The 20,446-nt window shown below is 69.1% G+C and carries 23 protein-coding genes; 10 read left to right on the forward strand and 13 right to left on the reverse strand.

The window, feature by feature from the left end:
- Window positions 1-32 precede the first annotated feature (32 nt).
- From ACPWT1_RS07235 to ACPWT1_RS07255, 5 genes are all read left to right on the forward strand, one after another.
- Window positions 33-1,172 carry a sensor histidine kinase gene (locus ACPWT1_RS07235; RefSeq protein WP_427914698.1) on the forward strand — a complete coding sequence of 380 codons (1,140 nt, stop codon included), beginning with the start codon at window positions 33-35 and terminating at the stop codon, window positions 1,170-1,172.
- 129 nt (window positions 1,173-1,301) lie between these two features.
- Window positions 1,302-2,273 (forward strand): slipin family protein, encoded by a 972-nt coding sequence (locus ACPWT1_RS07240; RefSeq protein ID WP_427914699.1) that lies wholly within the window; start codon window positions 1,302-1,304, stop codon window positions 2,271-2,273.
- 17 nt (window positions 2,274-2,290) lie between these two features.
- On the forward strand, window positions 2,291-2,821 hold the full coding sequence (locus tag ACPWT1_RS07245; protein ID WP_427914700.1) for a hypothetical protein: 531 nt from the start codon (window positions 2,291-2,293) through the stop codon (window positions 2,819-2,821).
- 79 nt (window positions 2,822-2,900) lie between these two features.
- Window positions 2,901-3,104, forward strand: a complete 204-nt coding sequence (locus tag ACPWT1_RS07250; protein WP_427914701.1) for a hypothetical protein — start codon at window positions 2,901-2,903, stop codon at window positions 3,102-3,104.
- 902 nt (window positions 3,105-4,006) lie between these two features.
- A complete protein-coding gene (locus tag ACPWT1_RS07255; protein WP_427914702.1) occupies window positions 4,007-4,189 on the forward strand; it encodes a hypothetical protein in 183 nt (60 codons plus the stop codon).
- Window positions 4,190-4,615: 426 nt separating this feature from the next.
- On the opposite strand, the gene ACPWT1_RS07260 is transcribed toward ACPWT1_RS07255, so the two are convergent.
- The 13 genes from ACPWT1_RS07260 to ACPWT1_RS07320 form a co-directional block, all read right to left on the reverse strand.
- Window positions 4,616-4,960, reverse strand: coding sequence for a hypothetical protein (locus ACPWT1_RS07260; RefSeq protein WP_427914703.1), 345 nt, complete (start codon window positions 4,958-4,960; stop codon window positions 4,616-4,618).
- 670 nt (window positions 4,961-5,630) lie between these two features.
- Complete coding sequence (locus ACPWT1_RS07265; RefSeq protein ID WP_427914704.1) at window positions 5,631-5,909, reverse strand: DUF3079 domain-containing protein; 279 nt, start codon at window positions 5,907-5,909, stop codon at window positions 5,631-5,633.
- A gap of 3 nt (window positions 5,910-5,912) precedes the next feature.
- Window positions 5,913-6,533 carry an SCO family protein gene (locus ACPWT1_RS07270; protein ID WP_427914705.1) on the reverse strand — a complete coding sequence of 207 codons (621 nt, stop codon included), beginning with the start codon at window positions 6,531-6,533 and terminating at the stop codon, window positions 5,913-5,915.
- Window positions 6,530-7,327: a formylglycine-generating enzyme family protein gene (locus ACPWT1_RS07275; protein WP_427914706.1), complete on the reverse strand. Its 798-nt coding sequence runs from the start codon at window positions 7,325-7,327 to the stop codon at window positions 6,530-6,532. The genes ACPWT1_RS07270 and ACPWT1_RS07275 overlap by 4 nt, the downstream gene beginning before the upstream one ends.
- A 28-nt stretch (window positions 7,328-7,355) precedes the next feature.
- A complete protein-coding gene (gene nirK / locus ACPWT1_RS07280; protein WP_427914707.1) occupies window positions 7,356-8,846 on the reverse strand; it encodes a copper-containing nitrite reductase in 1,491 nt (496 codons plus the stop codon).
- Between the two features lie 116 nt (window positions 8,847-8,962).
- Window positions 8,963-11,371 (reverse strand): adenosylcobalamin-dependent ribonucleoside-diphosphate reductase, encoded by a 2,409-nt coding sequence (locus ACPWT1_RS07285; protein ID WP_427914708.1) that lies wholly within the window; start codon window positions 11,369-11,371, stop codon window positions 8,963-8,965.
- Window positions 11,371-12,600 (reverse strand): NAD(P)H-dependent flavin oxidoreductase, encoded by a 1,230-nt coding sequence (locus tag ACPWT1_RS07290; protein WP_427914709.1) that lies wholly within the window; start codon window positions 12,598-12,600, stop codon window positions 11,371-11,373. Before ACPWT1_RS07290 ends, ACPWT1_RS07285 begins: the two co-directional genes overlap by 1 nt.
- A 26-nt stretch (window positions 12,601-12,626) precedes the next feature.
- Window positions 12,627-13,907: an acyl-CoA dehydrogenase family protein gene (locus tag ACPWT1_RS07295; RefSeq protein ID WP_427914710.1), complete on the reverse strand. Its 1,281-nt coding sequence runs from the start codon at window positions 13,905-13,907 to the stop codon at window positions 12,627-12,629.
- Window positions 13,908-13,916: 9 nt separating this feature from the next.
- Window positions 13,917-15,077: a hypothetical protein gene (locus ACPWT1_RS07300; RefSeq protein WP_427914711.1), complete on the reverse strand. Its 1,161-nt coding sequence runs from the start codon at window positions 15,075-15,077 to the stop codon at window positions 13,917-13,919.
- Complete coding sequence (locus ACPWT1_RS07305) at window positions 15,077-15,409, reverse strand: metal-sulfur cluster assembly factor (protein ID WP_427914712.1); 333 nt, start codon at window positions 15,407-15,409, stop codon at window positions 15,077-15,079. Before ACPWT1_RS07305 ends, ACPWT1_RS07300 begins: the two co-directional genes overlap by 1 nt.
- A complete protein-coding gene (locus ACPWT1_RS07310) occupies window positions 15,406-15,873 on the reverse strand; it encodes an Rrf2 family transcriptional regulator (protein ID WP_427914713.1) in 468 nt (155 codons plus the stop codon). Before ACPWT1_RS07310 ends, ACPWT1_RS07305 begins: the two co-directional genes overlap by 4 nt.
- 64 nt (window positions 15,874-15,937) lie before the next feature.
- On the reverse strand, window positions 15,938-18,214 hold the full coding sequence (locus ACPWT1_RS07315) for a nitric-oxide reductase large subunit (protein ID WP_427914714.1): 2,277 nt from the start codon (window positions 18,212-18,214) through the stop codon (window positions 15,938-15,940).
- A gap of 17 nt (window positions 18,215-18,231) precedes the next feature.
- Window positions 18,232-18,513, reverse strand: coding sequence for a DUF2249 domain-containing protein (locus tag ACPWT1_RS07320; protein ID WP_427914715.1), 282 nt, complete (start codon window positions 18,511-18,513; stop codon window positions 18,232-18,234).
- Window positions 18,514-18,781: 268 nt separating this feature from the next.
- Between ACPWT1_RS07320 and ACPWT1_RS07325 the strand changes: the two genes are divergently transcribed.
- The 5 genes from ACPWT1_RS07325 to ACPWT1_RS07345 all read left to right on the forward strand — a co-directional run bounded on the left by ACPWT1_RS07325 (window position 18,782) and on the right by ACPWT1_RS07345 (window position 20,446).
- Window positions 18,782-19,063 (forward strand): hypothetical protein, encoded by a 282-nt coding sequence (locus ACPWT1_RS07325; protein WP_427914716.1) that lies wholly within the window; start codon window positions 18,782-18,784, stop codon window positions 19,061-19,063.
- 62 nt (window positions 19,064-19,125) lie between these two features.
- A complete protein-coding gene (locus ACPWT1_RS07330; protein WP_427914717.1) occupies window positions 19,126-19,404 on the forward strand; it encodes a hypothetical protein in 279 nt (92 codons plus the stop codon).
- A 48-nt stretch (window positions 19,405-19,452) separates the two neighbouring features.
- Window positions 19,453-19,728 carry a hypothetical protein gene (locus tag ACPWT1_RS07335; RefSeq protein WP_427914718.1) on the forward strand — a complete coding sequence of 92 codons (276 nt, stop codon included), beginning with the start codon at window positions 19,453-19,455 and terminating at the stop codon, window positions 19,726-19,728.
- Between the two features lie 52 nt (window positions 19,729-19,780).
- Window positions 19,781-20,065 carry a hypothetical protein gene (locus ACPWT1_RS07340; RefSeq protein WP_427914719.1) on the forward strand — a complete coding sequence of 95 codons (285 nt, stop codon included), beginning with the start codon at window positions 19,781-19,783 and terminating at the stop codon, window positions 20,063-20,065.
- An 84-nt stretch (window positions 20,066-20,149) separates the two neighbouring features.
- Complete coding sequence (locus ACPWT1_RS07345) at window positions 20,150-20,446, forward strand: hypothetical protein (RefSeq protein ID WP_427914720.1); 297 nt, start codon at window positions 20,150-20,152, stop codon at window positions 20,444-20,446.

Genomic DNA, 20,446 nt, shown 5'->3' on the forward strand with positions numbered 1-20,446 from the left:
TCCCCCACGCTTGGTGCCACGGAGCAACGAACATGCACGAGTTCCTCATCAACAACCGGCGCACCCTCATCGATCGATGCCAGCACAGGGTGGCACAGCGTTCGCACCTCGCGCCCACGGGGGAACTCCGGCACGGGATTCCCGTGTTCCTGGACCAGCTGACCAGGACGCTACGCGCCGAGGAAGAGGGCCACGCGAGCAAAGGCCTCGAGATCTCGGGCGCGGCAGGAGGCGCTTCCTCGACGTTGTCGGAAATCGGTGTGAGCGCCACTGCCCATGGCAGAGAGTTACTCGAATCGGGCTTCCCCGTCGATCAGGTCGTGCATGACTACGGTGACCTTTGCCAGACCATCACTGATCTCGCATTCGAGCGGCATGCGGCGTTCCCCATCCAGCAATTCCGGACGCTGAACCGCTGCCTGGACAACGCAATCGCGGTCGCGGTCGCGGAGTTCACTCGGCTGCAGGCCCAGCAGCAGGCCGCCGACACCAACGAGCAACTGGGCTCGCTCGTCCACGAATTGCGCAACGCCGCAGGAACGGCCACGCTTGCGTTCCACGCGATCGAGCACGGCCAGTTGCCAGTCAGCGGCCCGACCGGTGCGGTCCTGAAACGCAGCCTTCTGGCATTGAGCAGCCTGCTGACGCGGGCGCTCGACAACGTGCGCAGGAACGCACAGAGCGACACGCAGGTCTTCGATCTCGCCGCGCTCATCGACGACGCGAAAGCCACGGCGCTGCTCGACGTCCTTGCGAGCCGTTGCAAGTTCTCGGTGCAGGCGGTCGAGCCCGGGCTCGCCATCCGTGGCAACAGGCAACTGCTGCTGGCGGCCATCGGCAACCTGCTGCAGAACGCCTTCAAGTTCACCCACGACCATACAGAGGTCACGTTGAAGGCGTTCGCTTCCGCACGCCACGTCCGCATCGAGGTGGCGGACCACTGCGGCGGCCTGCCCAAGGGCAGCGCGGAGGAGATGTTCACTCCGTTCCGGCAGCGCAGCGTCGACCGCTCGGGCCTGGGCCTGGGCGTGACCATCGCCAGGCAAAACGTCGAGGCAGACGCCGGCACCCTCAGTGTCCGGGACATGCCCGGCGAGGGCTGCGTCTTCACGATCCGCATGCCGCGCGCTTCCCGGCAGCAACGAAGCATCCGATCGGCCGGCGTAACCTGAGGTGGCGGTCGGCGAGCCGCGGCCGGCGCGCCTCTTTGATTCGACGGCCTGGGCTCGCAAGGTGTGCCAGCGCACAGACGCCGCGGTGCCGGTCGCCCAGACTCACACCTGGTATCCAAGGATCCTGCCATGAATGCAATCACACTTTTCATCGGCGCCGCTCTGGCCGCAGGGGCGGCGGCACTGGGCTTCTCCGGTCACGTTGCCGCAGCTGCCTGCCTCATTGCCGCCGCGGTGGTCATCACGCAATCACTCATGATGGCCAACACCTGGCAGAAGTTCGTCGTGCTACGTGCGGGCAAGCTGCACGGTGTTCGCGGTCCCGGCCTGTTCTTCATGGTTCCGGTGCTGGACCGCGTCGTTGCGATCATCGACGAAAGAATCCAGACATCGGCCTTCAACGCCGAGCAGGCACTCACGCGCGACACGGTGCCCGTCAATGTCGACGCGATCATCTTCTGGCACGTGCACGACGCCCGGAAGGCGGCGCTGGCCATCACGAACTTCCGCGAGGCGATCGACCGGGTCGCGCAGACCACGCTGCGCGAGATGATCGGTTCGTCGATGCTGTCGGCCCTGCTGTCGGATCGTCGTGCGGCAGACCTGCAGCTGTGCGAAGACATCGGCCGCAAGACAATCGAGTGGGGCGTCACCGTTCGCGCAGTCGAGATCAGGGATGTCGCCATCCCGGTGGCTTTGCAGGACGCCATGTCGCGCCAGGCGCAGGCCGAACGCGAGAAGCAGGCCCGTGTCATCCTGGGGGCGGCAGAGGCCGAGATCGCCGGCAAGTTCGTGGAAGCGGCGCGGATCTACGCCGAGCAGGATGGCGCCCTGCAACTGCGGGCCATGAACATCATCTACGAGACGACCAAGGAGCGCGGCGCAACGATCCTGATTCCCAGCTCGATGGTCGACAGCCTGAACCCGGCAGCGTTGTCAGTGTCCCTTGCCGCCACGCAGCAGGCCCAGGACATCGAAGCCGCGGCGACGGCCCGAGCGCGCGAGGGCCGCAGTATCGGCGCACCCCTGCCCAGAGCGGCTGTGACAGAACCCGCGGGCGAGCACCGGCTCGCCGATGTTCTGGCAGTTGCTCAATCCTGAACAAGACAACCTCGCCAATGGAGAGTCACCATGTCAAAAGCGCAACACGGCAACAAGGAAGCGAAGAAGCCCAGGAAGCCAAGGAACCCCGTTCCGGCGAAGCCGGCGGCTTCGGGCGCATTCGCCGTGGAGCGACGACCGGCTCCGGCTGCACGTCGCAAGAAGTAGCGCCCGCCGCTGTCGCATTCGCAAGTCCCCAGGGGATTGTCGTGAACCATGAACGTTTCCGCCACGCCATTGGCGCAGCCGCCTTCTTCGCCGTAGCCGCCGCTGCCCCATCACGGGCTGCCCTGATTCTTGAGGTCAGCGTGGATCTCGTTGCCATCGCTCCCTCGATGGCGAAGCGCATGAACATCGACGAAAGCAGGATGCCGCTGAGCCTTTTGGTGCCCGCCAGCGTGGCCTCGAAGGCGTGCGGGCTGGCCATGTCTTCGCTGCCAGCTGCGGGCTGCAGGGCCGGGGTCGACTCACCCGAGTTGGATCGCCTGCTGGCAGCCAGGATGCGCGCCGATGCACCGCCTCCCGAGGCGCCTGGCCGCCTGCCATGACCCATGAACCGCGGAACGCGACTCGCCAAGCGGCTCACGCCGCTCACTGCCAATGGGGTCCTGCCCCGAGAGGACCAGCATGGCCAATCCCTGGCTGAAAAAAAATCCGTTCATGAGCATGTGGCTCACGACTGCCAACAGAGCGGCGAGCGGTGCGCGTCAGCAGGCGGGTGGCGCTGCAAGACTGCAAGTCGCCGCCGCACAGACCGAGGTGTTGCGCCAAATGGTGGACTTGTGGGCTGGTACGCCAAGGAAACAGGCCGGCAAGAAGCGGCGCCGCTAGCTGGCTGCCATCTGGCCCTGCGCACCGGAGCCCAAAGCCGCGCACATCGCCCGACAGTTTTTTCACCTGCGAATGGGGTACGCAATGACAGATGAACAAAGGCAGTTGGCTTGGCTGACGGCCGAGCACGCTGCACTGATCAGTGAGTCCGAGGTCGTTGCCCTGGGCCCCGCAACGCAAGATCCTGGGTTGGCTCTCTTGCTCATGGAGGCTGCCAAGCTCCGACGGATCGCTGACGACCTGTACCAACAGATCGCCCAAAGGATTTCCTCCGGGACGACGAACAGGGAGCTTCATTGAACGTGGATGGCGCACCGGCTTGCCCGAAGCGCTGCGGCTGACAGGGCTGGCGCCGCACGCGCACCGTGCCCCAGCTGTCGAAGACTGCCATCGCCAAAATGTGGTGGCATGGGCGGCTGAAGACGCCGCTCTAGCGGCGTTGCTTCCTGCGCTCGGACCGGGTCTTCTCGTACTGGTCAGCCAGATCTGGATCAACCCTTCGGAGCTTCAAGAATGCATCTCCCGCCTCGGCGAACAGCCACGTGGGTATTTGCTGCAGTCTCACGGCGGAGGCGTTTACCCGATGCGCGTGGCACAAGTGAACCAGTTCCCTCTCCGCGCACAGATCTCGATGGAAATGCACCGACCGCGCGTGCGGCCGCTCGTCCCACACGAAAGGGCACGCGTTCACGAACCTGAAAGCGCGCCCCAGATGGCCTAGGCGCCAGCACTGGAGTGCGTGCAAGGCACTCAGAACAGCTGGCTCGCGCCCTCTGGCGCCGGCTTCTCCGACCTGGACAAATCTCCAGGTTGCGGTGAAGAGCTCCATGCCAGGCTGCTTGGGTGCGTGGATGGAGGGCATGATTGCGCACCGTCAGCGGAAGGCGGTTCTATGATGCGGCGTGGCGCAACTTCCGCAGCTCACGGTCCAGGTGAGCTATGCGGCTATGCAGGGCATCGACATCCCTCATTGCCACCACTGCCTCACGGACAGGGCCGACGACTCGGAGGTGAAGAGCGCGGCAAAGGGCCTTTGCTTCCTCGGCCCTGGTGAGATCCAGCTGCTGGCGAAGGGATTCGAGTGAAGGAGGGTGGTACATGGTGCGGCGAGCGCAGGCGAACGACGCAATCCTGCGCGCCGAAGTGTGCATACGCCTGCGACCCGAGTAAGTGTTTGTCGCCCCGCACCGAACGGGCTCACCTCAGAGACAGTTCGGGACCGTCGCCTGGCTGCGGTCCAGGCTGCAGGTCAGCGTCGTCAAGATGTCTGCATACCAAGCGCAGTTCAGGCCAAGGGAATCGTCCTGCAGCCGGTCCCGGGTGCCCATGTCGAACCGCGACGAATGAATGCCCAGCAGCGACCAAGGCAGCTCTGATCAATCCTCCGGTCGCCGCATCAGAACGGGAGCACCGCTCGCGCCTCGGTGGAGGCGTGCATCCGTGACGAAGAAGCCGCGCCTTTGGAAGCGAACGCCAAACGCGGAGGCGACGGTTGCCGGGGCCCAGGGCGCTCACGACTGCCTCGGCGGGCAATTGGCCCTCCTCCCGGATCTCCAGCACCGCGACGCGTCCACATCGCCACCGGGGTCCTGACCTTGCACCCACGCCGCGTGCCCGCTCCTGTACAGAGGCAGTTCGACGGTGGCGCTGCGGGTGAGATCGTCGCGGTCGAGGTGCACATCGAATTGCACTCTGTCGGGCAGATGTCCCGAACTCGCATCGATGAAGACGTGCCGGCTCGTTACGACGAACAGCCGCTCTTCGCGGCGAAACCAGAATCTCGAGCCGGACGTCAACAGTCTGCCGCCGTCGGAGGTCAGGAGGCGCACCGCGCTGAGGAGCAGGGCGTCGATCAAGGCGACCGCGGCGAGAGCGCGTAGTTGATCAGGTTACGCGTCGCAAGGTCACGCTCTTCGACGGCTGTGCGCCACGTATTCCAGGCAGTCTGATCGAACGCCGCGTCTCCAGGGAGGCCAGGCAGAGCCTGCCAAGCCACTCTCTCCGCATCCAGGGCGTCCTCGTAATTGTGCGACAACCCTGTGGTCCCGAGCGCAGTGCGCGGTGTCTGCGAAGGCTCGCCGTGTGGAGGCTTTGCATGCACCGGGCTGTGGTCGGTGCCGGCCGATTGCTGCTGGATCTGGAGTGACGCAGCCTCGTCTCGACCAGCGCGGTCCATCATCTCGCGTTGTTGGTCTCGGTCCATCTGCACCCCCGACTTGCGTCGTGCTTGCGGCATCGTACGCCTTTTCTGCCATCGCAAGACTTACGGGGACGCAGGTGCTCAGGCGCCCGATACTGCCGCCACCTGCGCTGCCAATGAATTGCCTCGCTGCATTGAGTCGCTGTTGTGCGCCTCACGGGTTGCCTCTGGCCAAGTGAAGGCTCTGCGCAGATCCAAGTTGCGGCTGAGGGGAGCGGCCCGCAGCAGGAAACGACTCTGTTCTGCTGATTTGCCGCGTTCTGTTGCGTTCCAGGCGCCGCCTCCGAGCTCAGTCAACGACCTTCAACATTGAACGAACCTCACCATCAGCATTGGTGCGCCTCTTCGTCGTGTCCTGTCAGCGACTTTGTTCCGTACGCACAGCTGCTTGGTTGCTCGGTCCTCACGACCACCACCGGAATCGGCAGCGGCCGCAGCACCGGATCCAGGCCCTCGCTTTCCCATCCTTCGCCCATCAACTCCATCGGGTGCTGCGTGCGCTCGGTGCCGTTGCCGCAGATCATGTCGCCGGCGGGGCAGTAACGGTCGCAGCCCCAGCAGGTGCGTTCCGGGTGTGCCGGGCGCAGCGGGAACTTCTTGCCCATGGGTCAGCCCCGCGCCGCCATCTTGCGGATGGCGGCGGTCACCTGCGGATCGGCGCCCTCCAGCTTGCCGCTCCTGGCCACGATGCGTCCCGAACGATCCAGGACGTCGATGGTGCTCGAGTGGTTGTACTCGCCGTTGGCCAGCCGCCGGTATTGCACGCCCAGCACGGCGGCCACCTTGCGCGTGGTGGCGTCGTCGGCCCGTGCGAGCACCCAGTGCCCGTCGCAGCCGCGCGCCTGCGCGGTCTTCTTCAGCACGGCGGCCGTGTCGCGTGCCGGATCGAAGCTCACCATGAGCACGCGCGTGGCCGCGCGGTCGGCGGGCGGCAGCGCCCGCAGGGTCGCATGCACGGTCTCGAAGATCATCGGGCAGACCATGTCGCACGAGGTGTAGAACATGCTGGCGAGCACCGGGCCGCCCTGCAGCGAGGCGAGCGTGAACGCGCGGTCGTCCTGGTCGCGCAGCGTGGCGTCGAGGCGGTACACCGATTCGCCGGGCAGTGGCGGCAGCGGTTCGCTGGCGTGGTCGACGTGGTCGTGGGCGAAGGCCGGAGCCGAGGCAAGCGCCCCGAGCGCGGCGATCGACGCGAGCGCGCCGCGCCGGGTGATGTGGAAGGATCTCATGGCTGTCCTCGGTGGGGACGAACGCAGCGGAACCCCAGCGTGCTGGTGGTGTCGGCGGCGTTCAGGGACGACAGCAGCGCGATCCGCATGAGGACGGCATAGCTGTCGCGGTCGATGATGTTGATGGCGCCGGCGCCGCAGAACTTCAGCAGGTCCGGGTCGCCCTGGGTGCGGCTGTCGCCGGCGATGAACAGGGCGTTGTAGTCGTTGACCCATTCCCACACCAGGCCGTGCAGGTCGTGCACGCCGTGCACGTTGGGCGGGCCGCCGACGGCTTCGAGCGCCTCGCCGCCGGGCTTCTCGTACCAGGCCAGGATCTGGCGCCGCCATGCCGGGTCGTGCCGCGCATCCACGCGGGTGGCATCGGCGGCCGCGGCGTACTCCCATTCGAGCCAGGTCGGCAGCCGCGCGTCCTCGGTCTCGCAGAACGCCTCGGCGGCGAACCAGCTGACCTCGGTGACCGGCGCCGCGGCCTTCACGCGGTCGCCTGGCGTGTCGGGCGCGGCCCACTGCAGCAGGTAGCGCGCATCGGCGAGCACCGCGGGCGCGCGGCCGCGCTGCCACTCGGGATGGGCGCGCACGAAGGCGGCGAACTCGGCGATCGTCACCGGCGTGCGCCGCATCGCGAACGGCTGCACGTCGACGGGCGTCGACGCGGTGGCCACCGGACCCTGCGGCAACACGCTCTCGAACCGGCCACCTGGCAGGGGCACGTAGCTGGCGGCGGTCTCGCCGCCGGCTTTCGCCGCCCAGCACGCGGCGGCGGTGGCCAGCAGCAGGACGAGGCGCTTCATGGCGAGGCTCGGTGGGCCGCTGCGTGCGTCATTCCGCGTGCGGCTTCGGGGCCGGTGCGGCGACGCGCGCCTTCCTGACGTCGTCCTTGGACACGGTGCCGCCCTTGTTGCCCCAGCTGTTGGCCACGTAGGTGAGGATGTTGGCCACCTCGTCGTCGTTCAGCTGGTTCATCGGTGGCATCACCGAGTTGTAGTCCTGGCCGTTCACCGTGACCTTGCCGTTCAGGCCGTTCAGCACCACGTGGATGGCGCGCTTGATGTCGCCGGCGATGAAGTCGGACTTGGCCAGCGGCGGGAACACGCCGGGCATGCCCGCGCCGTTGGACTGGTGGCAGACCGAGCAGGTGCCGGCGAAGAGCGCGTGGCCCGCCTTGACCTGCTCCTCCAGCGTGAGCTTGCCGGATGCCGCGGCGGCCGTCGCCTGCGCCACGGCAGCGAGGTTGGGACCCGCGCGGTCGCCGAGGTACACCGCATCCAGCTCCTTGCCGGAGTAGACGCCCTTGTCCTCGGCACCCTCGATCTTCAGGATCGCCATCGCGCCCTTGTTGAACGCGCGGAAGATCGAGTGATCGACCATGACGTAGCTGCCCGGCACCTTGGCCGTGAAGGTCGCGATGGCCGCGCCGCCCGCCGGGATCAGCGTGGTCTGCACGTTCTTCTGCACGTTGCTGCCGCCCTCGAAGCGCACCTGGTCGAAGATGGCGCCGATCACGTGGAAGCTGGACACCAGGTTCGGGCCGCCGTTGCCGACGTAGAGGCGCACCTTCTCGCCCACCTTGGCGGTGATCGCCTTGTCGCCGGTGAGCGCGCCTTCCGCGCCGTTGAACAGCACGTAGGTGGGCTTCTCGTCGATCGCCTTCTCCATGTCGAAGGCCTGGTCGCCCTTCTCGCGGTACTTGCCCTGGGTGTAGAAGTCGCCCTGCATCACGTAGTACTCCTTGTCCACCTTGGGCAGGCCCTGCGGGGGCTCGACCAGGATCAGGCCGTACATGCCGTTGGCCACGTGCATGCCCACCGGCGCCGTCGCGCAGTGGTAGACGTAGATGCCTTCGTTGAGCGCCTTGAACGTGAACTGCGACTCGTGGCCGGGCGCGGTGAAGCTGGAGGCCGCGCCGCCGCCCGGGCCGGTGACGCCGTGCAGGTCGATGTTGTGGGGCATCTTGCTGCCGGGATGGTTCTTCAGGTGGAACTCCACCGTGTCGCCCTGGCGCACGCGGATGAAGCTGCCCGGCACGGAGCCGCCGAAGGTCCAGAAGGTGTAGTTCACGCCTTCGGAGATCTGCATCGTCTTCTCGACGACCTCGAGGTCGACGATCACCTTCGCGGGGAAGTTGCGGTTGGTCGGCGGCGGCACGTGCGGCGGGCTGGTGAGCACGGCGTGGATCGGTTCGCCCTTGGGCGGGCCGAAGTCGCCGACCGCCTTCGGTCCCGCCAGCGACAGCAGGGGCGCGCACAGGCCGGCGGCAATGAGCAGAGCCCGGGCCCCGTGCAGCAGCGTGGATGGCTTGGTGTTGTTCATGATTCCCACTCTCCTTGATGCGATGAGGTGCATCGGTGAGTGACCTTATGCCGCTGCCCCGGGGGGCCGGTTGATGCAGGTCAACCGGCGCCGCACCGCCCGCGCCGTCCGTCGCGTCAGCCGCAGGCGCCGACGTGGCCGCACTGCGTGCAGAACTCGCAGCCGTCCTTGCGGATGACGGCATGCGCGCCGCACTCGGAGCACTTGGAGCCCGCCATGGCGGTGCCGGCGACGCCGACCTCGGGCGCGGGCGTGGACAGGGCAGGCGCGTCGTCGCCGCGGCGGTTGGCGATCAGCGTCTGGATCGCGTACGCGAGCGCGGCCACCTCGGAGTCGTGCCACAGCGGCACGTCCGCGCCGTCGGCGCGCTTGTACGTCCCCAGGCGCACCGGGCCGCGGTCCCAGGCGACCTTGCGCATGTCGGCCAGCGCGCGGTCGAGGAAGCCGCCGCGCGCGGCCAGCGACAGCAGCCGCATGCTGGACGTGATCCACTGCTGCGACTCGCCCTGCTGGCCCACCGGCATGAAGAACTCGATGGCGCGCTCGCGCCCGTCCCCGACGGGCAGGAAGGAGACGACGAGATAGAGCGTCTGGCGGCCCTGCTGCGTCCAGTACTCGACCTTCTCGGCCACGGCGGGCAGCGTGCCGCGCGGGCGGCTCTCGATCACCGCGCGCATCGGGTCGGCAATGGCGCGCGGCTGCGCCGGGGCTGCGGGCGCGGGCGTGGTTTCCAGCACCGAGCCGATGATGGTGTTCGGCCTGTAGGTGGCCAGCCCCTTCAGCCCGGCGCGCCAGGCCTGCAGGTACAGGTCCTGGAACTCCTCGTACGGATAGTCCGCCGGCACGTTCACGGTCTTGGAGATGGCCGTGTCGATGAAGGGCTGCACCGCTTCCATCATGGCCAGGTGGGCGGACGCCGGCATCTCGAGTGCCGACACGAACGCGGGCGGCAGCGGCGCATCGGTGTCGGCGAGCGCCCGATGCAGCCGCCAAGCGTGGTCTTCGACCTCGTAGGCCGTGGTGCTGCCGTCGGCCTCGCGCTTCTTGCGCGTGTAGTGCCAGGAGAACGCCGGCTCGATGCCGTTGGAGGCGTTGTCGGCGAACGCCAGGCTGACGGTGCCGGTCGGCGCGATCGACAGCAGGTGGCTGTTGCGGATGCCGTGCCGGCGGATCGCCTCGCGCAGCGGCGCATCGAGCCGGCTGGCGAAGGTGCCCGCGGCCAGGTAGCCGTCGGCCTCGAATGCAGGGAACGCGCCCTTCTCGCGCGCGAGTTCCACCGAAGCGGCATAGGCCGCGTCGCGCATCGCGCGGGTGATGCGCACCGCCATTGCGCGGCCGTCCTCGCCGTCGTAGCGCAGCCCCAGCATCGCGAGCGCGTCGCCCAGGCCGGTGAAGCCGACGCCGATGCGGCGCTTGGCCACGGATTCGGCCTGCTGCTGCGGCAGCGGCCAGTGGGTGAGGTCCAGCACGTTGTCGAGCGCGCGCACCTGCACCGCCACCACCTCCCGGAACCGATCGAGGTCGAACGTGGCCGCGCCGCCGACGCCGAACGGGTGGCGCACGAAGCGGGTGAGGATCACTGGGCCGAGATCGCAGCAGCCGTACGCCGGCAGCGGCTGCTCGCCGCACGGGTTGGTGGCCGTGATGCGCTCGCAGTAGTGCAGGTTGTTGTCGGCGTTGATGGTGTCCAGGAACAGGATGCCCGGCTCGGCGTAGTCGTAGGCCGAGCGCATCACCAGGTCCCACAGGTCACGCGCACGCAGCGTGCGGTACACCCACTGCCCATCTTCGCGCTGGTAAGCGCCCTCGGAGACCAGTCCCGCGCCGGGGCGGGCCGGGTGCACCAGCGCCCACTTGGCGTCGTCGCGCAGCGCCTGCATGAACGCACCGGGCACCGCGACCGACACGTTGAAGTTCGACCAGCGGCCGCTGGTGCGCTTGGCGCGGATGAACTCCTGCACGTCGGGATGGTCGATGCGCAGCACGCCCATCTGCGCGCCGCGCCGCGACCCGGCGCTCTCGACGGTGGCGCAGGACTTGTCGAACACGTCGATGTAGCTGCACGGCCCGGACGCGAGCGATTGCGTGGTGCGCACCGCGGCACCACGAGGGCGGATGCGCGAGAAGTCGTAGCCGACGCCGCCGCCGCGCCGCATGGTCTCGGCTGCTTCCCGCAGCGCTTCGTAGATGCCGGGCAGGCCGTCGCCGTCCCGGCCCTGGATGCAGTCGCCCACCGGCTGCACGAAGCAGTTGATCAGCGTGGCTTCCAGCGCGGTGCCCGCGGCGCTCATGATGCGGCCGGCACCGATGGCGCCGGCGCGCAGGTTGGCGAGGAAGCGGGTCTGCCACCCCTCGCGCAGGGGCTCTGCCTCGACGCTGGCGAGCGCCCGCGCCACGCGTGCGTACAGGTCGTCCGCGGATCGCTCGCCGGCCTTGAGGTACTTCTCGGCCAGCACGTCCTGCGTGATGGGCTGCGGCGGCAGGTCGGCGCCTGCGAGGACTTCGGCGGTGGTGTCGCGCTGCATCAGGCCTCCATCGGTTGGGGCCGCACGTCGCCGAGCAGCCATTGCATCAGTTCGCGGACGCTGCGGATCTCGCCGCCGAAGGGCAGCGCGCCCGCGCCGCGGAAGAACAGGCCGCGGCGCACGTCGCCCGCGACCGCGTACCCCAGCACCTTGTCGATGCAGAACTGGCCCCACGAGGCATTGCCGTCGCGCAGCCCGCACTTGGCGAGGCAGTCAAACCACAAGGTGCAGTGCTTTTTCGCATGCGCGCCCGCCTGCAACCGCTCCTGCAGGCGCAGGTACTTGTCCAGCCACGGCGTGCGAACGGCCCGCGCCGGCAGGCCCGCGACGCTGGTGAATTCCACGATGTCCTCGGGCTTCGCACCGGCCAGCACTTGCTTGAAGGCCAGGTGCGCATCGCATTCGCGCGTGACCGCGAAGGGCGTGCCGATCTGCGCCGCCGCGGCGCCGAGCGACTGCACGCGGCGGATGTCGGCCGCGCTGCGGATGCCGCCGGCGGCGATCACGGGCACCTCTCTCTCGAGGCCCGCTTCACGCAGGGACGCGGCCACTTGAGGCAGCACCACCTCGAAGTCGAAGCGCGGGTCGACCAGGTCGGCGATGGATGCCGCGCCGAGATGGCCGCCGGCCAGGCGCGGATGCTCGATCACCACCGCGCCGGGCACGCGCCCCTTCTTCTCCCACTTGCGCAGCACCAGCTGCACGCCGCGCGCATCGGACAGGATCGGCACCAGCGCGACCTGCGGGTGGTCCTGCGCGAGGTCGGGCAGGTCCAGCGGCAGGCCGGCGCCGACGACCACGGCGTCGATGCCGCCCTCGAGCGCACGCTTCACGTAGGGCGCGTACTCGCCCACCGCGCGCATCACGTTCACGGCCAGCAGGCCCTGGCCCTGCGCGGTCTCGCGCGCGCGCCGGATCTCGCGCTCCAGCGCGAGCAGGTTGGCGGCGTCGATGCGGGCCTTGGCCGCCGGCCCCTCCAGGTCGCCGGTCTCGGCCATCAGGTCGGGATGCAGGCGGCGCAGGTCGACCGAGGCGATCGTTCCCATCGCGCCGAGCGCGGCGACGGCGCCGGCCAGGCCGCCGGCGGAGATGCCCACGCCCATGCCGCCCTGGACGACGGGCAGCAGCTCGCGTCCACGCAGGCGCAAGGGGGCGAGGCCGCTGCCGCGGGCCAGGTCGAGGAGGGACTGCGTCGAAGGTGCGTCATGCGCGGGCAAGGTGTCGTTCATGCAGGTCGTGCAACAAGGTTGGAAGGTCACCGGAGCCTGGGCGCTGCGGCCATCTGCTCCGGCGTGGTGAACCAGGCCGCGGACGCGCCACCGCGCGCGCGGACCCGGGAGAACTCGTGGCGCGCAACGGCGCGCAGGTGGACCTCGTCGGGCCCGTCCAGCAGGCGCAGCGCGCGGCCCCAGGTCCACAGCCAGGCGAGCGGCGTGTCGGGCGACAGGCCCATCGCGCCGAACACCTGGATCGCGCGGTCGAGCACCTGCGTCTGCAGGCGACCGGCCACGAGCTTGATCGCGCTGATGTCGGCGCGCAGCCGCTCGGGCGGCTGCGGCTGGTCGAGCGACCACGCCGCGTGCAGCACCAGTAGGCGCGCCTGGTCGATCTCGACGCGCGACTGCGCGATCCAGTCCTGCACGTTCGCCTGTTCAGCCAGCACGCGGCCGAAGCTGCGTCGCTCGAGCGCGCGATCGCAGGCCAGTTCGAGCGCGAGCTCGCACTGGCCGATGGTGCGCATGCAGTGGTGGATGCGCCCGGGTGCCAGGCGCACCTGCGCCAGCGCGAACCCGGCGCCCCATGCGGCCAGCAGGTTCGAGGCCGGCACCCGTACGCCGTCCAGGCGCAGCTCGCAGTGGCCCTCCGGGGCCAGATGCTGCATCACGGCGATGTTGCGCACCACGTGCACGCCGGGCGTGGCGATCGGCACCAGCACGAGGCTGTGCGCGGCATGCGCGTCCGCTTCCACGGGCTCGCCGGCATTGCGGCACACGACGACCAGCAGCCGGCAGTCCGGATGCGCGGCGCCGGTGACGAACCACTTGCGGCCGTGCAGCAACAGGGCATCGCCGTCGCGGCGCACCGTCGTCTGCAGGTTGGTGGGATCGGACGAGGCGACGTCGGGCTCCGACATCGCGAAGGCCGAGCGGATCTCGCCGGCCAGCAGCGGCGCCAGCCAGGCCTCGCGCTGCGCCGCGTCGGCATGCCGGTGCAGCAGCTCCATGGTGCCGCTGTCGGGCGCGTGGCAGTTGAAGACCTCGGCCGACCAGTGCAGCCGGCCCATGGCTTCCGCCAGCGGCGCGTAGTCCAGGTTGGAGAGCGGCGTGCCCGGCTCGTGCGGTGCGAGCCAGGGCAGGCACAGGTTCCACAGGCCTTCGTCGCGCGCGAGTTCGCGCAGGCTGGGCATGAAGGGCGCGATCTCGCCGGCGCGCGCGTGGCGGTGCCAGGCTGCGTTGTGCGGCAGCAGCCAGCGGTCGCTGAAGGCCTGCAACCGGTGCAGCCACTGCTGGCTGGTGGGTGACGGCTGGAAGTCCATGGCGGCGCGCTAGGAACCGACCGCCCGCTCGCGGCGCCGCGGCGCGCTGCCGTGCCGCCGCCAGGCGAGGGCGGCGCTCGCGACCACGACGGCGAACGTCGCGAGCGCTAGCACGTTGGCCAGGGCGCCCGCCGCGCGCCAGCCCGCATCGAGCAGGCCGGGCCCGAGCCGCACGAGCAGCGAGACGTGCAGGGCCCCGAGCGGCAGGTAGAACACGCGGCCGAAGGCGAGCTTGAGGCGCGCCACCGCCGGCAGGATCACCGGCGCATGCCCCAGCACCATGCTGCCGAGGAAGCCGAGGCCGATGGCGTGCAGCGCTGCGTCGCGCACCGGCACGCCGAGCGCGTACGCGGCCCAGGCCAGCCCGCCGATGGCGAGCCACACGTAGCCGCCCAGCAGGCACAGCGCCATGTAGCGGGGTAGCCCCTCCGCACGTGCGGTGCGCCGTGCGATGTCGAAGACCAGCAGCCAAGCGGCCAGCGCCACGAGCGAGAGGCCGAAGGCGACACCGCCCGCGACCGCATCGAGCGCGCTCCAGCCCGCAGCGGCCAGCAAGGCCACGACGACGGTCGCGAGCAGCGGCTGCGCGGCGGGACGGCGCTTGAGCAGGCGCGTCATCTCCAGCCGTTCGGCCGCTACCGTGAGCAGCAGGAACGAGAACCAGCAGGGCAGCACGCCGGCACCGCCGATGCCGGACACGGCGAGCACGTTGCCCGCCAGCCAGGCGAACGCAGCCAAGAGCAGCAGCGCGGTGTGCTGCGCGGGCTGGCGTTGCACCAGCACGGTGTTGGCGCCGACGAAAGCCGTGGCGGCCACGACCAGCAGCCAGGCGCTGAAGGCGGGCGCGCCGAGCAGGAGCGCGGCCGCGGCGCTGGCGGAAGCAACGGGCGCGGCCCACGCGAGGGGATGCCGCAGGGCCACGGCGCGTTCGACGCCGACCATGCTGCCCATGAAGCCGCCCACCATGAGTGCGCCGTGCCACACGGCGGCCTGGCCGGCCCAGTGCGCCGCCGACAGCGCTGGCAGCGGCACGCCCGCACGCAGCAGGCCGCCGGTCAATCCGGCCAGCAGCGTGACAGCGATGGCCGCGAGCAGGACGGGCACCAGCGGGCGCCGCCCCCGGCGTTGGACGGGAGCCAGGCGGCGCGGCGGCAGGGCGGTGGCGGCCATCACCAGCCCATGAAGGACCGCGCCGTCTCGCTCATGCGCTCGGGCGACCAGGGCGGGTCCCAGACCACGTCGACGCGGATGAACAGCTCCGGCGGCACGACGGCGTCGAGCTCGCGCTCGATGTCCTCGACGATGACGTCGGTGACCGGGCACGCGGCCGAGGTCATGGTGACGCGCACCTGCAGCTGGTCGCCGCGCAGCGCGACCCCATGGACGAGGCCGACGTCGACGATGTCCATCGCGAGTTCGGGATCGATCACGCGGTGCAGGGCCGCGTCCACCGTGTCCCGCAAGGCCTGCGGGACGTCGTCCTCGAAGGGAACGTCGCTCATGCGCGCCTCCGGACTTCGATCGCCGCGGGCAGCGGCATGAACAGGATGGTCGCCAGCTCGTCGCGGTTGCGCGCGATGTCGGCGAGCGTGTAGCGCGCGAGCACGGCATAGAAGGCGGCGACGGCGTCGCCGAGCACGCGGCGCAGCTTGCACGACGGCACGATGCGGCAGCTGTCGTCGCCGCCCTCGAAGCAGGCGGCGACCGCCGTCTCGCCCTCGGCATCGCGGACGACGTCGGCGATGTTGATGCGATCGGCCGGGCGGCCCAGCTCGAGGCCGCCGCCCTTGCCGCGCACGTTGGTGAGCCAGCCGGCCTTGCCGAGGAAGTGGACCACCTTCACGAGGTGGTTCTCGGAAATGCCGTAGGCGGACGCCACCTGCGAGATGGTGGCGCGTCCGCCGGGTTGCGCCGCCAGGTAGATCAGCACGCGCAGGCTGTAGTCGGTGAACGCTGTGAGTTTCATGGCGTCTCCGTGGCGGAAGGACAGGAGGGAGGGCGGGGCAGCGGGTGCCGCCCCGCCCGTGGGTTCACCGCGCAGCGGTGGCTGCCGCGCCGACCGGCACGGCGAGTCGCCGCTTGCCGGGGCCCAGCAGGCGCAGCACGTAGACGGCCAGGCACAGGGCGCCGGCAGCGAACGCGACGTCACCGGGGACGCGCAGCCAGACCATGGACTCCATGAAGGCCGAGTGCACGACTTCCGCCGAGCGGGCGTACCACAGGCCCTTGTCGATGCTGGCCGCGGCCTGGTAGATGCCCGCGGGCAGCAGCGAGCCGAACACCATCAGCGCCAGGCCGATGTTCAGGCCCCAGTAGGCGGGCTTGAGCAGGCCGTCGGCATGCAGGTGGCGGGCATACAGGCCGCGCAGGCAGAACAGCATCAGGCCGATGCCCAGCATGCCGTAGACGCCGAACAGGGCGCCGTGGCCGTGGGCCGCGGTCATGTTCAGGCCCTGCACGTAGTACAGCGACGCGGGCGGATTGATCGCGAAGCCCAGGAGCCCGGCGCCGACGGTGTTCCAGAAGCCCACCGCGACGAAGCACAGCACGGGCCACTTGTAGGCGGCCAGCCAGGCGACGCCCTGCGAGCGCTTCCAGTTCTGGAGGGCTTCCAGGCCGATCAGCGTCAGCGGCACCACTTCCAGCGCGGAGAACACCGCGCCGACGGCGATGACCGAGGTGGGCGTGCCGGTCCAGTACAGGTGGTGCAGCGTGCCCAGGATGCCGCCGAACAGGAACACGATGGTCTCGGCGACGATGGCGCGGTTGGCGCTGGAGGCGCGGATCAGGCCCAGCTTGGTGAACAGCAGCGCGATGACCGCGGTGGCGAACACCTCGAAGAAGCCTTCCACCCACAGGTGCACCAGCCACCACCTCCAGTACTCGACCATCGAGTAGTGGGTGTGCTGGCCCCAGGTGAGCGAGGTCGCGTAGAAGCCGCCGATGCAGGTGGCCGACAGGAACACCATCGCGATCAGGCCGCGGCTTTCCGACGGCGTCTTCAGCGCGGGCCAGAGGGCACGGCCCAGCAGCACGGCCCACAGGATCAGGCCGACGAACAGCAGCACCTGCCAGATGCGGCCCATGCTGGTGAACTCGAGGCCCTGGTTGCCGAGCCAGAAGCTGAAGTCGACGCCGCGGTGCTGCAGCGTGCCCAGCCAGCCGGTGAAGGTGGAACCGACCACGATGGCGATCAGCGCCCAGAACAGGAAGTCGACGCCCAGCTTCTGGAACTTCGGCTCCTTGCCGCCCAGCAGCGGCGCGATGTACAGGCCCGTGGCCAGCCACGCGGTGGCGATCCAGAACACGCCGACCTGGGTGTGCACGGTGCGGCTCACCACGTACGGCAGCAGTTCGGAGATCGGCAGGCCGAAGAACGAGTTGCCTTCGACGGCGTAGTGCGCGGTGATGGCGCCCATGCCGATCTGCAGCAGCAGCAGGCCGGCGACGGCGAAGAAGTACTTGCGGGTCGCCTTCATCGACGGCGTGGCCGCGACGTTCAGCAGCGGGTCGGCCTTGGGCGGCGCCGCTTCCTCCTCGTGCTTGCCGGCGCCGTGCAGCCACAGCATGGCGGCGATGCCGGCGAGCAGCAGGATGATGCTGGCCATCGACCACATCGCGGCCGAGGTCGTCATGGTGTTGCCCACCAGCGGCTCGTGCGGCCAGTTGCTGGTGTACGAGAGGCCGGCCTCGCCGGGACGGTCGGTCACGGCGGACCAGCTGCTCCAGAAGATGAAGGCGGCCAGGTCCTCGCGGTCGGCGGCGGCCGGCACAGTGCCATCGCGCATCGCGTACTGCTCACGCAGCTTCGCCAGCGAGGGCGCATCGCCGAACAGCGCCGTGTAGTGGGCGGCGACGCTGCGGATGGCCTGCGCGCGCAGGTCGGACACGGTCACCTGGCCGGTCTGCGGGTCGTAGGTGTTGCGCCGCATCTCCTCCTTCAGCGCTGCCGCGACCGCGCCCTTCTCGGCGGCCGTGAGCGAGGCGGGGTCGGAGGCGTACGCCTTGCCACGCAGCACCTGCAGCGCCTCGGCCTCGCGGTGCAGCCAGTCGGCCGACCAGTCCGGCGCGACGTAGGCGCCGTGATCCCAGACGCTGCCCTGCTGCTGGCCGCCCGAGGACAGCCAGACCTGCTGCCCATGCTGGACCTGCTCGCCGGTGAACAGCACCTGGCCGCTGGTGGTGACGACCGAGGTGGGAATGGGCGGGGCCGACAGGTAGATCTGCCAGCCCAGGTAGCCGAGGGCGCCGAACGACAGGACGAAGACCAGTCCGAGCCAGCGCCAGAGTGAAGTGGTGTTTCTCATGGGATGCTCCAGGGTGTTCAGGCGCCGCCGCAGCTGCCGCAGCACGTGCTGCTCGGCTGCGGGGGGCGCAAGCGGGTGATGGCCACGCGCCAGAGGGCCGGGCCTTGCTGCAGGTAGCGCCAGTCGAATTCGCCCGAGGCGAGCAGTTCGAACTGCCGGTGCAGCGGCTGCGGGTCGTGGTCGTTGACCAGCTCCAGGAATTCGCCGGAACGCAGCGCCTGGAACGTGGCGAAGATGGTCGGATGGCGCTCGCGCGGCTCGAGCTCGCGCACGTCGATCCGGGTGGCTGGCGATGGCATGTCGGGACTCCTCGTTTGAAGGTGCACTGGGAATGCACCTAATCATTCAGAGCAGCGGCCGAGCCTGGGTTGACCTACATCAACTGCGCGAGCCTTCACCCCGCCGGCCGACGACGGTCTCGGCACGAGCACCGCCGCGCCCGTGTCGCTACATGGCTCAGCAGAACTCCTCGGCTTTGTCGAATGGAAAAACTCGATCGATTCGTGTGAACCGACTCCGCGTCCGGCGCAACACAGGGGCTCCTTCAACTCCTTTGGAAAGACCGCAATGCACTCCCTGACCATCCACGACCTGCCGGCCAGCATCGAACTCGATCGCAAGGCCATGACCGCCGTGCGTGGCGGCGCCGACGACCAGGCCGTCGGCACGAGCCAGTCGAACGTCCAGAGCATGGTGGCCGCCGCCAACGTCGGCAACGGCTCCATCTTCAGTGGCCCGGCGACGATCCAGTCGGACAACACCTTCACGCAGAGCGCCTCCAACAGCAACACCGGGACCAACGTCGACGCGTTCGTGCTGCTGGGCCGCCTGGGCCTGCAGCGCGCCTGAGCCCCACCGCCACGTTCCTGAGTCCTGCAACCCTCCCCCTTCTTTTTCAAGCGAGAACCGACATGACCTCCCTCCACATCACCGACCTGTCCACCAGCAAGGAACTCGACGACAAGGCCATGGCTGCCGTGCGCGGCGGCTCCGACGACCAGGCCATCGGCACCAGCCAGCAGAACGTCCAGGCCATGATGGCCGCGGCCAACATCGGCAACGGCTCGCTGGTGTTCGGCCCGGCCACGATCCAGTCGGACAACACGTTCCACCAGGATGCCTCGAACAGCAACACGGCCACCAACGTCGACGCCTTCGTGCTGCTCGGCCGCCTGGGCGTGAAGCGCTGAGTCCCGTTCCTCCACCCCGACATCTTTTCTTCGAAAGCGAGAACTGACATGACCTCCCTGCACATCAGCGACCTGTCCACCAGCAAGGAACTCGACGCCAAGGCCATGACGGCCGTCCGCGGCGGCGCGGACGACCAGGCCGTCGGCACGAGCCAGCAGAACGTGCAAGCCATGCTGGCCGCCGCGAACGTCGGCAACGGCCTGGTGGCCGGCCCGAATTCGCCCGTGATCATCCAATCGGACAACACATTCAGCCAGGACGCCGACAACAGCAACCGCGGCTCCAACAAGAGCCTGCTGCTGGCCGCCCTGTTCGGCCGCTGAGAACTCCCTGGCGAAACACGCTCTTTCCAACTATCTTCACGCGAGGTAACCCATGCAGACCACTCTGACCATCAAGGACCTGTCGGCCAGCGCCGAGCTCGATCGCGAGGCAATGGCCGCCGTGCAAGGCGGCCAGGACAACCAGGCCCTCGGCACGAGCCAGTCGAACACGCAGGTGATGGCCGCCGCGGCGAACGTCGGCAACTGCTCGCTGTTCGCCGGCCCGGCGACGATCCAGTCGGACAACACGTTCCACCAGGACGCCAGCAACACGAACACGGCGACCAACGTCGACTTCGCGCTGTTTGCCGGCCTGGGCGTGCCGACGCGCCGCTGACGGCGCTTGCGGCGGGAGGGGGTCGTCACCGATTCCCTCCCGCTGCAGGCCCAGGTTTCAGGACCGACACCTCGGGAGCGACACATGAGCGCCATGACCATCACCGACCTGCCCAAGAGCCGCGCCCTGGACTTCAGGGCGATGTCGTCCATCCGGGGCGGCGGCGGCGCGCCATGGGTGTTCGGCGCATTTCGCGCCTTCCAGCCCGACAGCGCCCGGACTCTGCCGATCGTCAACTTCTACCAGACCAACTTCGTCGCGGACCAGCTGAACGTCCAGTTCCAGAACGTCGACGTCCAGAACACCGCGGCCAATGCGGTGATCAACGTCAACGCCGGCCAGGACGCGATGAACTTCAACTTCGCCGCAGCGAAGCACTAA

The sequence above is a fragment of the Ramlibacter sp. MMS24-I3-19 genome (assembly GCF_050320135.1).
Lineage (GTDB): Bacteria > Pseudomonadota > Gammaproteobacteria > Burkholderiales > Burkholderiaceae_C > Ramlibacter.

Coding starts and splice junctions, on each gene's coding strand:
- ACPWT1_RS07235 (WP_427914698.1), top strand. CDS start 33: ATGCACGAGTTCCTCATCAACAACCGGCGCACCCTCATCGATCGATGC.
- ACPWT1_RS07240 (WP_427914699.1), top strand. CDS start 1,302: ATGAATGCAATCACACTTTTCATCGGCGCCGCTCTGGCCGCAGGGGCG.
- ACPWT1_RS07245 (WP_427914700.1), top strand. CDS start 2,291: ATGGAGAGTCACCATGTCAAAAGCGCAACACGGCAACAAGGAAGCGAA.
- ACPWT1_RS07250 (WP_427914701.1), top strand. CDS start 2,901: ATGGCCAATCCCTGGCTGAAAAAAAATCCGTTCATGAGCATGTGGCTC.
- ACPWT1_RS07265 (WP_427914704.1), bottom strand. CDS start 5,909: ATGGGCAAGAAGTTCCCGCTGCGCCCGGCACACCCGGAACGCACCTGC.
- ACPWT1_RS07270 (WP_427914705.1), bottom strand. CDS start 6,533: ATGAGATCCTTCCACATCACCCGGCGCGGCGCGCTCGCGTCGATCGCC.
- ACPWT1_RS07275 (WP_427914706.1), bottom strand. CDS start 7,327: ATGAAGCGCCTCGTCCTGCTGCTGGCCACCGCCGCCGCGTGCTGGGCG.
- nirK (WP_427914707.1), bottom strand. CDS start 8,846: ATGAACAACACCAAGCCATCCACGCTGCTGCACGGGGCCCGGGCTCTG.
- ACPWT1_RS07285 (WP_427914708.1), bottom strand. CDS start 11,371: ATGCAGCGCGACACCACCGCCGAAGTCCTCGCAGGCGCCGACCTGCCG.
- ACPWT1_RS07290 (WP_427914709.1), bottom strand. CDS start 12,600: ATGAACGACACCTTGCCCGCGCATGACGCACCTTCGACGCAGTCCCTC.
- ACPWT1_RS07295 (WP_427914710.1), bottom strand. CDS start 13,907: ATGGACTTCCAGCCGTCACCCACCAGCCAGCAGTGGCTGCACCGGTTG.
- ACPWT1_RS07300 (WP_427914711.1), bottom strand. CDS start 15,077: ATGGCCGCCACCGCCCTGCCGCCGCGCCGCCTGGCTCCCGTCCAACGC.
- ACPWT1_RS07305 (WP_427914712.1), bottom strand. CDS start 15,409: ATGAGCGACGTTCCCTTCGAGGACGACGTCCCGCAGGCCTTGCGGGAC.
- ACPWT1_RS07310 (WP_427914713.1), bottom strand. CDS start 15,873: ATGAAACTCACAGCGTTCACCGACTACAGCCTGCGCGTGCTGATCTAC.
- ACPWT1_RS07315 (WP_427914714.1), bottom strand. CDS start 18,214: ATGAGAAACACCACTTCACTCTGGCGCTGGCTCGGACTGGTCTTCGTC.
- ACPWT1_RS07320 (WP_427914715.1), bottom strand. CDS start 18,513: ATGCCATCGCCAGCCACCCGGATCGACGTGCGCGAGCTCGAGCCGCGC.
- ACPWT1_RS07325 (WP_427914716.1), top strand. CDS start 18,782: ATGCACTCCCTGACCATCCACGACCTGCCGGCCAGCATCGAACTCGAT.
- ACPWT1_RS07330 (WP_427914717.1), top strand. CDS start 19,126: ATGACCTCCCTCCACATCACCGACCTGTCCACCAGCAAGGAACTCGAC.
- ACPWT1_RS07335 (WP_427914718.1), top strand. CDS start 19,453: ATGACCTCCCTGCACATCAGCGACCTGTCCACCAGCAAGGAACTCGAC.
- ACPWT1_RS07340 (WP_427914719.1), top strand. CDS start 19,781: ATGCAGACCACTCTGACCATCAAGGACCTGTCGGCCAGCGCCGAGCTC.
- ACPWT1_RS07345 (WP_427914720.1), top strand. CDS start 20,150: ATGAGCGCCATGACCATCACCGACCTGCCCAAGAGCCGCGCCCTGGAC.